Origin of the sequence: Maribacter sp. 4G9, assembly GCF_002742265.1 — a bacterium.
Classification (GTDB): domain Bacteria; phylum Bacteroidota; class Bacteroidia; order Flavobacteriales; family Flavobacteriaceae; genus Maribacter.
Map to the genome: position 1 here is coordinate 1 of NZ_MDGL01000024.1, position 14,969 is coordinate 14,969.

18 protein-coding genes are annotated in these 14,969 nt (G+C 41.9%); 13 read left to right on the plus strand and 5 right to left on the minus strand.

Features of this window, described 5'->3' with window-relative positions; translation table 11 throughout:
* Together BFP75_RS02520 and BFP75_RS02525 are read left to right on the plus strand one after the other, a co-directional pair.
* Positions 1-256, plus strand: a 256-nt coding sequence (locus tag BFP75_RS02520; protein ID WP_165776525.1) for a transposase, incomplete at its 5' end; no start/stop codon positions are given.
* Positions 257-322: 66 nt separating this feature from the next.
* Positions 323-1,312 carry a sterol desaturase family protein gene (locus BFP75_RS02525; protein WP_099543105.1) on the plus strand — a complete coding sequence of 330 codons (990 nt, stop codon included), beginning with the start codon at positions 323-325 and terminating at the stop codon, positions 1,310-1,312.
* Here the strand turns inward: BFP75_RS02525 and glmM are convergent.
* Entirely contained in the window at positions 1,309-2,697 is a 1,389-nt protein-coding gene (gene glmM, locus BFP75_RS02530; RefSeq protein ID WP_099543106.1) for a phosphoglucosamine mutase, read from the minus strand. The two genes, BFP75_RS02525 and glmM, sit on opposite strands and share 4 nt — an antisense overlap.
* Positions 2,698-2,790: 93 nt before the next feature.
* On the opposite strand from glmM, the gene BFP75_RS02535 reads away from it, so the two are divergent.
* The 4 genes from BFP75_RS02535 to BFP75_RS02555 all read left to right on the plus strand — a co-directional run bounded on the left by BFP75_RS02535 (position 2,791) and on the right by BFP75_RS02555 (position 6,683).
* On the plus strand, positions 2,791-3,396 hold the full coding sequence (locus BFP75_RS02535) for an ACP phosphodiesterase (protein WP_099543107.1): 606 nt from the start codon (positions 2,791-2,793) through the stop codon (positions 3,394-3,396).
* A 10-nt stretch (positions 3,397-3,406) separates the two neighbouring features.
* A complete protein-coding gene (gene ggt, locus BFP75_RS02540) occupies positions 3,407-5,092 on the plus strand; it encodes a gamma-glutamyltransferase (RefSeq protein ID WP_099543108.1) in 1,686 nt (561 codons plus the stop codon).
* A gap of 228 nt (positions 5,093-5,320) precedes the next feature.
* A complete protein-coding gene (locus BFP75_RS02545) occupies positions 5,321-6,028 on the plus strand; it encodes a hypothetical protein (RefSeq protein WP_099543109.1) in 708 nt (235 codons plus the stop codon).
* Positions 6,029-6,254: 226 nt separating this feature from the next.
* Positions 6,255-6,683 carry a GNAT family N-acetyltransferase gene (locus BFP75_RS02555; protein ID WP_099543111.1) on the plus strand — a complete coding sequence of 143 codons (429 nt, stop codon included), beginning with the start codon at positions 6,255-6,257 and terminating at the stop codon, positions 6,681-6,683.
* Between the two features lie 3 nt (positions 6,684-6,686).
* Here BFP75_RS02555 and BFP75_RS02560 read toward each other — a convergent pair whose 3' ends face one another.
* Positions 6,687-7,451, minus strand: a complete 765-nt coding sequence (locus BFP75_RS02560; protein ID WP_099543112.1) for an XRE family transcriptional regulator — start codon at positions 7,449-7,451, stop codon at positions 6,687-6,689.
* 100 nt (positions 7,452-7,551) lie between these two features.
* Between BFP75_RS02560 and BFP75_RS02565 the strand changes: the two genes are divergently transcribed.
* Together BFP75_RS02565 and BFP75_RS02570 are read left to right on the plus strand one after the other, a co-directional pair.
* Entirely contained in the window at positions 7,552-8,811 is a 1,260-nt protein-coding gene (locus tag BFP75_RS02565; protein WP_099543113.1) for a putative DNA modification/repair radical SAM protein, read from the plus strand.
* A 12-nt stretch (positions 8,812-8,823) separates the two neighbouring features.
* Positions 8,824-9,603 (plus strand): TIGR03915 family putative DNA repair protein, encoded by a 780-nt coding sequence (locus tag BFP75_RS02570; RefSeq protein WP_099543114.1) that lies wholly within the window; start codon positions 8,824-8,826, stop codon positions 9,601-9,603.
* Between the two features lie 11 nt (positions 9,604-9,614).
* On the opposite strand, the gene BFP75_RS02575 is transcribed toward BFP75_RS02570, so the two are convergent.
* Positions 9,615-10,526, minus strand: coding sequence for a nucleoside hydrolase (locus BFP75_RS02575; RefSeq protein ID WP_099543115.1), 912 nt, complete (start codon positions 10,524-10,526; stop codon positions 9,615-9,617).
* Between the two features lie 34 nt (positions 10,527-10,560).
* Positions 10,561-11,088, minus strand: coding sequence for a hypothetical protein (locus BFP75_RS02580; RefSeq protein ID WP_099543116.1), 528 nt, complete (start codon positions 11,086-11,088; stop codon positions 10,561-10,563).
* Between the two features lie 153 nt (positions 11,089-11,241).
* Between BFP75_RS02580 and BFP75_RS22250 the strand changes: the two genes are divergently transcribed.
* Complete coding sequence (locus BFP75_RS22250; RefSeq protein ID WP_240531671.1) at positions 11,242-11,742, plus strand: ThuA domain-containing protein; 501 nt, start codon at positions 11,242-11,244, stop codon at positions 11,740-11,742.
* Positions 11,743-11,760: 18 nt separating this feature from the next.
* Entirely contained in the window at positions 11,761-12,291 is a 531-nt protein-coding gene (locus tag BFP75_RS22255) for a ThuA domain-containing protein (RefSeq protein WP_240531672.1), read from the plus strand.
* 21 nt (positions 12,292-12,312) lie between these two features.
* Here BFP75_RS22255 and BFP75_RS02590 read toward each other — a convergent pair whose 3' ends face one another.
* A complete protein-coding gene (locus BFP75_RS02590) occupies positions 12,313-12,780 on the minus strand; it encodes a nuclear transport factor 2 family protein (RefSeq protein ID WP_123803306.1) in 468 nt (155 codons plus the stop codon).
* 126 nt (positions 12,781-12,906) lie between these two features.
* Here BFP75_RS02590 and panB point away from each other — a divergent pair, with 126 nt between their 5' ends.
* From panB to BFP75_RS02605, 3 genes are read left to right on the plus strand one after another with little or no spacing between them, the layout of a single operon-like run.
* Positions 12,907-13,725, plus strand: a complete 819-nt coding sequence (gene panB / locus BFP75_RS02595) for a 3-methyl-2-oxobutanoate hydroxymethyltransferase (RefSeq protein WP_099543117.1) — start codon at positions 12,907-12,909, stop codon at positions 13,723-13,725.
* A 5-nt stretch (positions 13,726-13,730) separates the two neighbouring features.
* Positions 13,731-14,234: a signal peptidase II gene (lspA, locus tag BFP75_RS02600; RefSeq protein ID WP_099543118.1), complete on the plus strand. Its 504-nt coding sequence runs from the start codon at positions 13,731-13,733 to the stop codon at positions 14,232-14,234.
* A 5-nt stretch (positions 14,235-14,239) separates the two neighbouring features.
* The gene (locus BFP75_RS02605; protein WP_099543119.1) at positions 14,240-14,944 is read left to right on the plus strand and encodes an RluA family pseudouridine synthase; all 705 of its coding nucleotides are present in this window, start codon (positions 14,240-14,242) and stop codon (positions 14,942-14,944) included.
* Positions 14,945-14,969: the final 25 nt, after the last annotated feature.

Sequence of the window (14,969 nt, forward strand, 5' to 3'; positions counted from 1 at the left end):
ATCGTACGTTGATATATCAGATTTTGTGGAACTCCATATCACCGAAAAATCCAATAAAGAAACCACAAAGGAAACCTTGAAATGGGTACACATAACCATAAGCAATGCCAAAAGGAACCTCTTGGGCAATTACCATAAGATCAAAGGGAAATATCTTCAGCTCTATCTCAACGAGTTCGTTTACAAACTCAATAGGAGATATTTCGAGGAAAGACTATTCGATAGGCTGGTGATTGCCAATATTACAGGATTATGATACTAAACGGACAATCAATTTGTAATTTACTATTTATTGATATTTTAGACGAAATACTATAGCAATATGGACTTCTTGGATACCTTGTACAACGAAATCATTGGTTTTCTAGGAATTTCCCAGGCTTGGGAAATCATTAAATCAGGTGATTATAGTTCTTTTAGAACATTTGAGGGCATACAAAGTCTGATTTTCCCAATTATCCCATTATTAGTATTGTTGGAATTTATTCTGGGCCTTGTTTATAAAAAGCCTCAGACCAAGGTATATAAGGTCAATTTCCTTATTTATGTTTTTAACCGATTCGTCGGTAGGTTTATCGCAATCGCGATGGTGACCCTTTGTATTGGTTGGTTTGAGCCCTATGCCTTGATCAATACGGGCCCTACTTGGTATTGGTTTATCTATGCCTATATCGTATGGGAGTTCGGACATTTTATCTATCATTATTTAGGACATAAGGTCCGATTGTTTTGGTGTCTTCACGCCACCCACCATGTTCCCGAAGATATGAACCTCTCCGTCACCTATGCCCATTTTTTCCTTCAAGCACCCTATGCCGATGTTATTCGAACGACCGTGTGTTTACTTTTAGGAGTGGAGCCCGCCATGTTATTTTTGATCATGTTCATTGATGGCACCTATGGCGCCTTTATCCATGTAGGTGAAAATATGATAAAGGATGCCCGATTCGGATTTTTGAACAAAATTATGCTAACACCCTCCCACCATAGGGTACACCATGCCCGAAACCCGCTATATATGGATACCAATTTTTGTAACCTTTTGAATATCTGGGACCGGGTTTTTGGCACCTATCAAGAAGAACAATCTGATACCAAGCCTGAGTATGGCATTACCCGAAAAGTAAAAAGCGGTAATTTTATAGATGTATATTTTGGGGAAATCATTGCATTGGCCAGGGACGTTTTTCATGCACCTGGAATAAGGAACAAATTGGCCTACATTTTTATGCCCCCTGGATGGAGCCATACAGGGGAACATAATACCTCAAAAATTGTCCGTGCGAATTATTTGGCGAATAAGTCGGCCTAAATACCAGCGATTTCCTTGATTTCACCAATAATGCGTTCTGCCAGTAAATCCGCTTCAGTCTGACTTTTCGCTTCGGTATAAATTCTGATGATGGGTTCGGTATTCGATTTTCTCAAGTGTACCCAATTTTCAGGAAAGTCGATTTTTACACCATCAATTGTGGAAATTTCTTCATTTTTATATTTGTCGGCCATCGCACGTAAGATTCCATCTACATCAAGTCCTGGCGTAAGTTCAATTTTCTTTTTGCTCATAAAATAACTGGGGTAGCTGGCCCTCAATTCTGCGACTGTTCCACCTTTTTCGGCCATCAACATTAGAAATAAAGCCGTACCTACCAAGGCATCGCGTCCATAATGACTCTCGGGATAAATGATACCACCGTTTCCTTCACCACCTATAATGGCCTTGTTGCCCTTCATTTTGGTCACGACATTGACTTCACCCACGGCCGCCGCCTCGTAGGTGCCTCCATGCTTTTCCGTAATATCCCGTAAGGCTCTTGAGGAGGACAGGTTTGAAACCGTATTTCCTTTGGTTTTGCCCAAAACATAGTCGGCACAGGCAACCAAGGTATACTCTTCCCCAAACATCTCCCCGTCATTGCTGATAAAGGCCAATCGGTCTACATCCGGGTCTACAACGATACCAAAATCCGCTTTTTCCTCCACGACCTTTTTACAGATATCGCCTAAATGCTCTTTTAAAGGCTCTGGATTATGGGGAAAATGGCCGGTTGGGTCACAATACAATTTAACCACTTCAACCCCCAATTCATGTAACAGTTTGGGAATGGCAATGCCTCCCGTGGAATTGACACCGTCTACCACCACCTTGAATTTAGCCTTTCTAATCACATCGGCATCCACCAAGGACAGATTTAGGACCTCGTCTATATGAATATCAATATAGCTATCGTTTTTAACGATTTCGCCCAAATGGTCCACTTCGGAGAAATCAAAATCTTCCCGTTCGGCAATTTCCAAAATTTTGGCACCTTGTGCGGCATCCAAAAATTCGCCCCGTTCGTTCAATAATTTAAGGGCGTTCCATTGTTTTGGATTATGGCTTGCCGTTAGGATAATACCGCCATCCGCATGTTCCAAGGGCACGGCGATTTCAACCGTAGGGGTTGTGGAAAGATCTAGGTCAATGACATCGATGCCAAGTCCCACAAGGGTTGAAACGACCAAATTCTGTATCATTTCCCCAGAAAGACGGGCATCGCGACCAATCACCACTTTCAATTGCTCCTTTTTGGAGTAGTCTTTTAACCAAATGCCGTAGGATGCCGCAAATTTTACAGCATCAATGGGTGTTAGGTTATCTCCCGGTTTTCCTCCTATGGTGCCTCGTATTCCTGAAATAGATTTGATTAGTGTCATATTTGAAGTAAGTTTTTGCAAATATAAAGGGTTAGGGTTATTTGAAAGTTCTTCAATTCGTAAATTCGACTTTTATAGAAAAATATCGGCCCATTGAACTTTTTAGCACATATTTACCTTTCATTTGACGATACCGATATTACCATTGGCAATTTTATTGCGGATGGCATACGGGGAAACAAATACAAACACCTACCCCATCGAATTCAACAAGGTATTTTGTTGCACAGGGCAATAGATACTTTTACGGATGCCCACAAAATCCCCAAAATGAGCAGCAAACGGCTCCACAAGAATTATAGCCATTACAGCCGTGTCATCGTGGATATATTTTACGACCATTTTTTGGCGAAGAATTGGTCCGTGTATTCTGATGTGCCCCTTGAATTGTTCGTAGACAATTTTTATGATTCCTTGGAAGAATACTATCATTTCCTCCCCGATAGCACAAAACATATGATGCCTTATATGATTGCCGACAATTGGTTGCTCAATTACTCCAACATGGAAGGAATTGCCAAAGTACTTACAGGCATGAACCGAAGGACCCAAAATAAATCCAAGATGAATTTTGCCATTCTGGATCTGGAAGAACACTATGATGATTTTGAAGAAGAGTTTACTCAATTTTTTGAGGAATTGGTTATCTTTTCCAAACAGAAATACAACTCCTTAAAACCTGATAAAAACCAGCTTTAAACCAGAACACATGAAAAAATATTTCTTACTTGTATTCGCTTCTATAGTCTTCGTTCACTGTAAAAAGGCCCCAGTAGTGCCAACGGGATTGGTCACCGAAAAAGCCATGGTGGTTTCCGCGCGGGAAGAGGCCTCTAAAATAGGGGTGGAAATTCTGAAGAAGGGCGGTAATGCTTTCGATGCCATGGTCGCCACAGAAATGGCCTTGGTGGTCGCGTACCCTTTTGCAGGAAATTTAGGTGGTGGCGGATTTATGGTATATCGTAAGGCTAATGGTGATGTTGGCGGATTGGATTACAGGGAAAAAGCGCCACTTGCAGGCCACAAGGATATGTATTTGGATTCCTTGGGAAATGTCATCCCCAATATGAGTACCGTGGGCGCTACTGCCGTCGGGGTGCCTGGTACCGTTGCCGGAATTATAGAGGTACACAAGAAGTTTGGTTCGTTGCCTCTGGAGGAGATATTCGAACCTGTTATCGCACTCGCGGAAAAGGGGGTTCCAGTGACTGCAAACCAAGAGAAGCGATTGGCGAGCCAACGGGACAAATTCATCGAGGTAAATGGTGATAGCACCAAATTTGCCCAAGTATTTAAGGAAGGCGATATTATACAATACCCGGCCTTGGCCAATACCATGCGCAGAATTGCAAAAAACGGGAGGGACGGCTTTTACAAAGGGGAAACCGCCCAAAAACTGGCGGCCTTTATCCAAAGAAAAGGAGGTTTTATTACCGAGGAAGACTTGGAAAAATATGAAGCGGTATGGAGACAACCCATTGTTTTCAAGTATAAGGACCTTCGGATAGTTTCCATGAGCCCACCTAGTAGCGGAGGGGTTACCATGAACCAAATTTTTAAAATGATCGAACCGTTCGAGGTGCGTGATTTTGGCCATAATTCGGTCAAGACTGTGCAACTGTTCACGGAAGCCTCCCGCAGGGCCTATGCGGATCGGAATTATTATTTGGGCGATCCGGACTTTGTGGATATTCCATTGGATGTTTTATTATCCGATTCCTACATACGGGAACGCATGCAGAATTTTTCTTTTGACCGGGCAACCAAATCTTCGGAAGTAGAACGGGGCAATGTGGAAATTGTGGAAAGTATGGAAACGACGCACTACTCTATCATAGATGCAGAAGGTAATGCCGTCTCCGTAACCACAACCTTAAATGGGGCCTATGGTTCCAAACTGTATTCGGATGAGCTGGGCTTTTTCCTCAACAACGAAATGGATGATTTTAGTTCCAAACCCGGGGTTCCCAATATGTTTGGTCTTATAGGGGCCGAGGCCAATAGCATTGCACCGGAAAAACGAATGTTGAGTAGTATGACTCCAACGATTGTGGAAAAGGATGGTAAACTGTGGATGGTAGTAGGTACACCTGGTGGTTCCACAATTATTACGGCCGTGGCCCAAACGATCCTAAACGCCTATGAGTTCGATATGAGCATGCAGGACGCTGTAAACGCCCCACGTTTTCACCATCAATGGTTGCCGGATATGGTCATCTTTGAACCGGAGGGATTTTCAGAGGCTTTAAAGGAAGAAATGAAATCGAAGGGTTATATTATAAACGAAGACCGAACGCCGATTATAGGTAAGGTTGATGCCATAAAGGTATTGCCCGATGGCAAACTGGAAGGTGGCGCGGATAGACGCGGTGATGACGCTGCGGTAGGTTATTAGGTTCAAATACAAGATCAAGTGTCAAGTTCAAGATGGATTTAGTTAAGAGTACAAAGTGAAAAGTAATAATTTAGAGGTTAGATATTAGATTTTAGAATTGAGAAAAACATAAAACCTGCAACCTTAAACTTTAATTTCAGTGAAATAGTTGGATAGTGATATAGTAAGATTTACGAACAACCAACAACGAAAAACTAATAACTATCCAACAGCGAAAAACAAAAAATCATGATTAAAAAATTATTAAGAATTCTGGGGATTATCGTTTTGATACTTGTAATCGCCTTTGGAGTTCTTTATGCCATATACAACGAGCCATTGCCAGAGGGTCGTTCTGGTCCGGAGGCGGATGCCTTGGCTCAAAAGATGCTCACCTCTTTGAATTACGAACAGTATCAAAACACGCGGTTTATTGAATGGTCCTTTAGAAACGGGTCCCACCTGTACAAATGGGACCGGCAATTACGAAAGGCAGAGGTACAATGGGATGCCTACAGGGTGGAATTGGATTTGATCAACACCGATTCCAGTATTGGATACAGAAATGGAAATCGGCTGAACGCCAATGAAAATGGGGAGGTAGTGGAAGAAGCCATCGCCTTGTTCAATAACGACTCATTTTGGTTGGTTGCACCATACAAGATTTTTGATGCGGGAACACAACGGGAAATCGTTACTTTGGAAGATGGTTCGGATGGTCTCTTGGTTACTTTTGGTAGGGGTGGCACTACCCCCGGGGACTCCTATTTATGGGTGTTGCAACCTAGTGGCTTTCCAAAAAGTTTTAAAATGTGGGTGAAAATCATTCCCATTGGCGGTGTGGAGGCCACGTGGGACGAGTGGTTGGTCACCGAAAGCGGCGCCTTCCTTCCCAAATCCCATGAAATGGGACCTTTGGAACTTTCAATGGGTGATGTTAGAGGGTATAATCGGTAAGAAAGTTCAAGTATCAAGTTCAAGATGGGTTGAGTGCAGAGTTAAGAGTGCAGAGTGCAAAGTGAAAAATGAAAAGTGAAAATGTAGATTTTACCATAAGACAAAAGCCAAAAGCTAAAACCCAAATACCAACGACCATCAACCAACAACCCTTACCCTGAGCGGCCTGTGCTGAGCGGAGTCGAAGCAAGTCGAAGGGAACAACCAACAACCAATAGCCAAAACAATGGAAATAAAACTCTTAGCTAAAAAAGATTTAACCAAAGACATACAAAATCAACTGTCCAAGTTATACCTACAGCTGAATGCCGAATTAAAACAGCTTTCCTTGGAGAGGATCCTTAAGGATGATGATTATATAGATGTTGCGGTCTGTTTTCAGGATGGGGAACTTATTGGAATTGCGATGATGGCGAATTACAAGGTGGTATCGGGGTATAAAGGTATGATTGAGGATGTTGTCGTTTCCGAAACCCATCAGGGAAAAGGAATCGGACGAAAACTTATGGAGTTATTACTCACACAAGCTGAAAAAAGAGAGCTTGATGATGTGCTTCTATTTAGTGGTCATCACAGGACGGCCGCCATCGGTCTGTACAAAAGCTTGGGGTTTACCTTAAAGAACAGTGGGCTCTATATTAAAAAATACAATTAGGACTTACACCTTTTTAACGTGCTGCAATTGACTTTTAAGTTCCTGCATGGATTCCTGTAACTGCCTTAAAAGACCGGTATCTGTGGTGGCATCCACGTTAAAGGTAATTTTACTGCTCACCTCCCAGATTTCTTGAATCAAAAAAGGCTTAATGTCATACGGTGGATAGGTTTCGTTCAAGGAAACCAAAGTAATATTGTTTGAATTTGGTCTTTTTTCAATTTTCTTGACCATAACGGAATCCTGCAAGACCACAACATATATTTTATTGGCGCTTACATGGTCAATATGTTCTACGGCCCTCGCCAACACCCACTCGCCCGGACTTAGATTGGGCAACATACTGTCACCTTCCACTTGAAAACCACGATAGGTTGCGTTCCTAAACTCTGGAATGGGCAAATCAAACGCTGGTAATTGCTGGTACCAGCTGGTATCGGAAATATTCTGTGGATACCCCGCCGCCGCCTTGGCATTGACCAACACCATATTGTCCCGGTCGGCGCTGTCTACGGTAACCACTTTAGGAATGACACTGATTTGGGAAGTTTCCAAATACTGGTTGTCACTTTCCCCAAATAACCACAAGGGGTTAATCTTAAACTGTTTCAGAAGCTCAGAGACCACTTTCCCGGATAGTTTGGTCCTACCCCTTTCAATATCGGCCGTGGTGTTTTTTATGCCTAGAAGCTCCGCAAACTCGGCTTGTGTATACCCTAGTTCCCTTCGTATATCTATAAATCTCTTGAGTGTCAATTCGTTTTCCATATATCAAATATAGTCATTATGGATTATTTCCAAAATAAAATATGGATTATTTCCATGATTAGGATTATTTCCATATTTTTGGAATAATTACAAAAATGCTATGGATTTTAATCGGATAAAAGAAAAGTTGAATATTCTTGCGGATGCCGCCAAGTATGATGTTTCCTGCTCCAGTAGCGGAAGTGACCGAAGAAACACGAACAAGGGACTGGGCAATGCCAGCAATGGAATCTGCCATAGCTATTCGGAGGATGGTAGGTGTATATCCCTATTAAAAATCCTATTGACTAACCATTGCATCTATGATTGTGCCTATTGCGTGACCCGTAAAAGCAACGATATCCAGAGGGCGGCCTTTAAGATCCAGGAAGTCGTAGACCTTACTATCAATTTTTATAGAAGAAATTATATAGAAGGCCTTTTTTTAAGCTCTGGAATTTTCAAGGACCCGGATTATACCATGGAACGCTTGATCGCCGTAGCCAAGAAACTACGTTTGGAGGAGAATTTTAATGGATATATCCACTTAAAGTCGATTCCCGGGGCGAGTGATGAACTCATGTATGAGGCCGGATTGTATGCGGACCGATTATCGGTTAACATTGAAATCCCCACAATATCCGGCCTTAAATTGTTGGCACCTGATAAAAAGCACGAGGATTTTGCCAAACCGATGCGCAAGGTCAAGAATGAAATTATTCGTTATAATTTGGAAAAAAAAGTACTTAAAAACACGCCAAAATATGCTCCTGCAGGCCAAAGCACCCAAATGATTGTGGGCGCTACGGGAGAATCTGATAAGGATGTGATGTACTCAGCCACCCATTTTTACAAGAATTTTCATATGAAAAGGGTCTATTATTCCGGGTATGTGCCCGTAAGCAATGATAGTCGTCTTCCTTCCATTGGTACACAAGTGCCCATGCTCAGGGAAAACAGGTTGTACCAGACCGATTGGCTATTGCGGTTTTATGGCTTTTCCGTGCAGGAACTGCTCAATGCAGAGCATCCCAATCTGGATATGGATGTTGACCCAAAATTGAGCTGGGCCTTGCGCAACCTGCAACACTTTCCAGTAGATGTCAACAAGGCGGACATGTCCGTTTTGGCCCGTATTCCGGGAGTGGGAATGACTTCTGTCCATAAAATCATGAAGGCCCGTAAATTCAGGAAGCTGGATTGGGACCATCTAAAAAAAATGGGCGTAGCGCTCAATAGGGCGAAGTATTTTATTCTTTGCGACTCAAGATATTGGGAACGCAAGGATTTGGATGCGCAGCGTATTAAAGGATTGATCATAAGTACATCCTACGGAAAATTTAGACCTCAGTATTCCAATCAATTATCACTTTTCAACTAAAATGGTAACCTCATGACAACATCCACAACAAAGACTTTTATCTATGACGGTAGCTTTAACGGTTTTCTGACCGCCGTATTTGCAGGTTTCGAACAAAAATTGCCTTTTGCCGATATTCAAAAGGAACGTTTGGTACAGAACGGGCTCTTCTCTGAAACGGAGACCATTTTTACCAATATCGATATTGCCAAAAGGGTTTGGAACGGGATTAAAAATCGAAGTAACAGTGCCATCAAGAACATTTACTTTTCCTTTTTAAGCGGGGAGAAAAACCTGGAGCCCCTACTCTATCAATACATCCGAAAAATTATGGGTTCCAAACAAGTTGCGTCCGATTTCTCCGATGCCTGCATCCTTAAAATCAGTCAAACGGCCCAAAAGGTACAAAGGGAAAAGCACCGTATGGAGGCCTTTGTACGTTTTCAATTGACCAAGGACGGTATCTATTTTGCGAACATAGAACCTGATTATGATGTATTGCCCTTGATATCGAGACATTTTAAAAACCGCTATGCCGACCAGTCTTGGATCATTTACGACCTAAAGCGCAACTATGGTCTTTATTACGACCTGCATGGAGTGGAAATCATTACGATGGACCTTTCCAACGGTATTGGCAACAGTATCCAAAAAAGTGCGGCAATGACGAACGAGGAGTATGATTATCAGGATTTGTGGAACAACTATTTTAAAAGTACCAATATCAAATCCCGTATCAACAAAAAACTACATACCCAACACATACCCAAGCGATACTGGAAATACCTTAGCGAAAAGAAGGAGGCTGTTTGATTCTATAAGGATTATTTGGAAGGCCGTTCATAGAATTTAATTTTTTGAAAGAAATCCGTTCGCATTTTGTCGGCATCAAAATCCTTGTAATAGAATACTTTTCGGTTCCCATTGTCCTTTGAAGTGGTGATTTCAACTTCCTCCATCCACTCTGGGTGCAAAAAGGCATTCACAATGGTCAGGTCCCAGATAGTTCTTTGTGTTCTACCGCCGTCTATATGGTCGTCCCAAACCTTTAATAGAAAAACCCCAAGAAAATGGTTTTCCAATTTTGCTCGGGTCTCTTCATACTCAAAGGTCATTTTATTTGCTACACTTACGGGGATTATGTGCATCTCTACAGTCGAAAACAATAAATGTGTAAGGGCATAGGGGTCCATGGCACAGTTGAAATCGTCCCTCCTTAACACCCCCTTTTCAAAATCATAGGAACTTCCTAACCAATACAATCGGATTTTATCAGCTATTTCTGGTTCAATGAAAATAGCGGAGGCCACATTGGTCAAGGCCCCAAGCGCAATTACATTCAGTTTTTCACCGTCTTCTTGGGCTCGTGCCTGTTTGATTATTTCATAGGCTGCCGCAGAATGTTGGGCACGGTCACCCCAATCGTACATACGGGAGGCACCTCCCCTATTGGTCTTGGTGTTCAATCCCATTACCCCCAATAGAGTTTGGTTCAAACGGTGACTGTCTTCCATACTATTTGTTGTGGACCATTGGGAAGCTTGCCACTGCGTGGCATTCAACGCCAGAATATCAATACTGTCGTCCATCAAAATGATACTCAGCGCATATGCATCGTCTACTTCATTCGCAGTATCCCCTTCCAAAATCACCCTAGGTTTGCTTTGTGAAAAGCCTTTTAAGCAAAAAATCCCTATAAAGAATAGTGAAACAAGAAAATGTCTTTTAAAATTCATAAGGATACCGATTTTATCATTTATTTCATGCTTACTACGAGGAACGCTCCCCTACAAATTGGTCGCTCTTATTTTTGAACAGGACATTGAATGTGGTTAAACTACCGTATATTCTGGTAATATATTGTTGTAAATCTACTTTTTCCTGGTCGTCCAGATTCTTGCTCGAATTGATTTTTTGTTCCATGACCCTTATTCGGTCCCGTACCATGACTATTTTATGAAAAAAGGTGTCTATGGGGATTTCCTTATTGGTCAAACTGGAATCCCCGGGTTCCATTACAAGGTTGCCACCTTTCCATTTATCGGCAATGGCCACCTGTTCCGTTACATCGCTCCATCTCCTTAAAATTGACATCAACGACGTTTCTACTTCCAAAAAACTTACCGTATCCACGTCGTTTTCCAAGGCTTCGATAACTTCAAACCCATCATTGATGTCGATAGTCTCCAAACCCGTGTCCAAAAAAGTTACCCAGTAGTGCTTTGATGAAACATTGGTTACCACACCAAGTCCAAATTCACTATGTTTTATACGTGATCCAATTCCTAATAACTGCATACTAATTCTTTTGTTTTAGCAGCTAAGTTAGTACCTATGTCAATTTTCAACAAGTAAAATCAACCGAAGAATGGCATGGCTACTTGATTTATGCCCTTTGTTGTGAATATGGTGAACTTCCAGTACATTTATGTCGGACCTAGCACTTTTAAAATGAAACGATTAATACAGTTTATGATTATCGGAATTTTGGCCATCTCTTGTAAGGAAGAAGCGAAAAAAAGTATGGATAGCCCAGAAAAGGCACCAACCAAGTTAAAGGCGTTGATTTTGGATGGGCAAAACAACCACTATGTGTGGCCTAAAACTACCATGATGATGAAGGACTATCTGGAGGAAACCCAACTTTTTGAGGTGGATATCCACAGAATGGATTCCGTTTGGTTGGGTATAAAGTACAATGAAACGCGCCCTGAACCTTATACGTCGTATATTGAAAAATACCCCTTGGATTCCACCAAATACGTAGTTTCACATCAGCCTATTAAAACATCCGACTTTATCTTTGATTTTACCCAATATGACGTAGTTATCTCCAATTTGGGAGCGGAATCCCCCTTATGGCCAAAGGCTACAAGAACCAATTTTGAAAACTACATTGCCAATGGGGGTGGGTTTGTCATTGTCCATGCCGCCAATAATGCCTGGGGCTAATGGGACGAATTTAATAAAATGATTGCCCTAGGCGCTTGGGGCGGGCGCGATGAGCAATTTGGGCCATATGTGTACTACAATGAAGCTGGTGAAATCGTGCATGATGAAACCGAAGGGGTCTGCGGTTCCCACGGTCCGGAATACGAATTTCCCCTTACGACGCGTGCACCGGAACATCCTATTATGAAAGGCCTTCCAACCACGTGGATGCATACCCAGGATGAATTGTATGAACGCATGCGCGGCCCTTTTGAAAACGCGACCATTCTTGCCACCGCTTTTGCGGATGTTGAAGGAAATGCACCACCTTGGAATCCTAACGTCAAAGGTTTAGGCCAAAATGTACCCATGTTAATGGCCATTGATTATGGCAAAGGAAGGATTTTCCATACCACCTTGGGACATTTTGACTATTCCATGGAATGTGTGGGTTTTATAACCACCTTCCAACGGGGATCGGAATGGGCCGCAACGGGTAAAGTGACTCAAGACATACCATCCGATTTTCCGACTGAAAAAGGTATATCCGCCAGAAAATGGATGGATTGATTAAAAAGGATGTAGGATGAATTAGTTGGTCTGACCTTCACAGCCTTCCCTTCTTCGGGTATCTATCAAATAAATAATCTTCCAAGCACCATCAAGTTTCACCATCTGAAAGGAATTGACCCCGCAATGGCTGAAGTTGTCATTAACCCAGAATTCGTAAGGCGTCCACGCATTTGCCATGGCCCCGTCTACTTGAATGGAATAATCCAATAGTTTTTCGTTGAACGCAACGGAATCCGGAATGCTTATTATGGACTTAATCAGGTCGCTGTAATTTTCCCTCCTAAGAATGGTTTCACCATTCTTTCCTGTGCCAATGGTCTGCAACACAATATCAGGAGTAACCAAGTTTTTCAATCCTACAGAATCCTGGGCATGGAAGGCGACAAAGAATTTATCTACAGTCGCTTTCACCGCATCGGATTCGGAGGATTGTGCCAAAGAAAATAGCGAAGTAAAAATCAAAAAAGTTGTTATAGTGCTTTTCAAGATGGACAGGTTTATTGAAATCTAAAAATAGGGATATATTTAAAAATCCTTCGGTTTTTTTGAAAATCTTCCAAAAGTTTAATCTCGGCAAAACTCACTACTTTTGCTGGGACTAAATAAAATTATATGTCTATTGCAAAAAAGGAATATAAAAGGATAACGGTAAAATCGCTGATCGAAATGAAAAGCTATGGGGAAAAAATATCCATGCTTACGGCCTACGACTACTCCATGGCAAAAATAGTGGATGCGGCCAAGGTCGACGTCATTTTGGTGGGTGATTCCGCCAGCAATGTCATGGCGGGCCATGAAACTACCTTGCCCATTACCTTGGACCAAATGATATATCATGCCTCATCGGTAATCCGGGCTGTAGAAAGGGCCTTGGTGGTTGTAGACCTGCCTTTTGGCAGTTATCAAAGTGATCCAAAAGAAGCGTTGCGGTCTGCCATAAGAATCATGAAGGAAAGTGGTGCCCATGCCGTAAAAGTGGAAGGCGGCTTGGAAATAAAGGAATCGGTAAAACGTATTTTAGCAGCAGGAATCCCTGTCATGGGCCATTTAGGACTTACACCGCAGTCCATTTATAAATTTGGAACGTACACGGTAAGGGCCAAAGAAGAAGAAGAGGCCCAAAAGTTGATGGAGGATGCCGCCATGTTGGAAAAATTGGGCTGTTTTAGTATTGTATTGGAAAAAATTCCGGCCAACCTGACCAAAAAAGTTTCGGAACAATTGACCATCCCCACCATTGGTATTGGTGGCGGTAAATATGCCGATGGACAAGTGTTGGTCGTACATGACCTTTTAGGTATGACCCACGAGTTTAATCCTAGGTTTTTAAGACGTTATATGAACCTTTACGAGGAAATGGGCAATGCCATTTCTAATTATGTGCAGGATGTAAAAAGCATGGATTTTCCAAACGACGACGAACAATACTGATTTTAATGAAACCAAGTAGAAAAGTACTTTTAAGTCGGTTTTTAATTATCGTTTTGGTCCTTCTCAATATTGGTTGCGACCAAGTCTCCAAAAAGGTGGTACGAGAAAATGTTTCCTATCAGGATTATATACCTTTGATCCAGGATCATTTTATCCTTACCAATGTGGAGAATACCGGGGCCATGTTGGGATTTGGGGCGAACTTCCCTCCCACCCTAAAACGTATTTTGTTTCAAGCACTCCCGTTAATCGTGCTTCTGATCTTATTGTACAGGATGCTGACTAAAATCCACACCAACAAATGGATGACCTTGGCTTTTGCCTTTGTAATTGGAGGAGGTATTGGAAACCTGATTGATAGGATTGCCCTGGGGTCGGTAACGGATTTCTTCCAAATTAGGTTGGGCTTTTTTAAAACAGGCATTTTCAACATGGCCGATGTGGCCGTAACTACAGGGGTTCTTCTTATCCTATTTTTGGGTCTTTTTGGAAAAAGAATTACCATTTAAGGCGTATGGGCTCTTCAGAAAAGGTATTATCAACCCCCAAAAACCTACTAGTTTTATTTGAGGACAATCACCTTATCATCATCAACAAAAGACCTGGAGATATTGTACAGGGCGATAAAACAGGAGATAAGGCCCTGAGCGAAGTGGTAAAGGAATACCTGAAGGAGAAATATAATAAACCCGGCAATGTTTATTTAGGGGTCGTACACCGGTTGGATAGGCCTACATCGGGATTGGTGGTATTTGCAAAAACATCAAAAGCACTCCCAAGGTTGAACAAACTCTTTTCTGATAAAATGGCAAAAAAGACCTATTGGGCTATAGTAAAGGAAGTACCCCCGAAAAAGGCGGATACTTTAATACACTGGCTCAAAAGGAATCCGAAGCAAAACAAGTCTTACGCGTATGAAAAGGAGATACCCGATAGCAAAAAGGCAATCCTAGATTACAGGGTACTCAAGGCTCTGAATAATTATATTCTATTAGAAATTGATTTAAAGACCGGTAGACACCATCAAATTCGATCACAGTTAGCATACATTGGCTGTCCCATAAAAGGGGATTTGAAATATGGCTTTCCCCGAAGTAATAAAGACGCAAGCATTCATTTACATGCACGTAGGCTTGAAATTGTGCATCCCGTAAAAAACGAACCTTTAACTATTTTAGCTCCTTTGCCTACAGATCCAATTTGGGATGCCTGTTCATAATTTTTGTACATTCGATTTTCTAAAC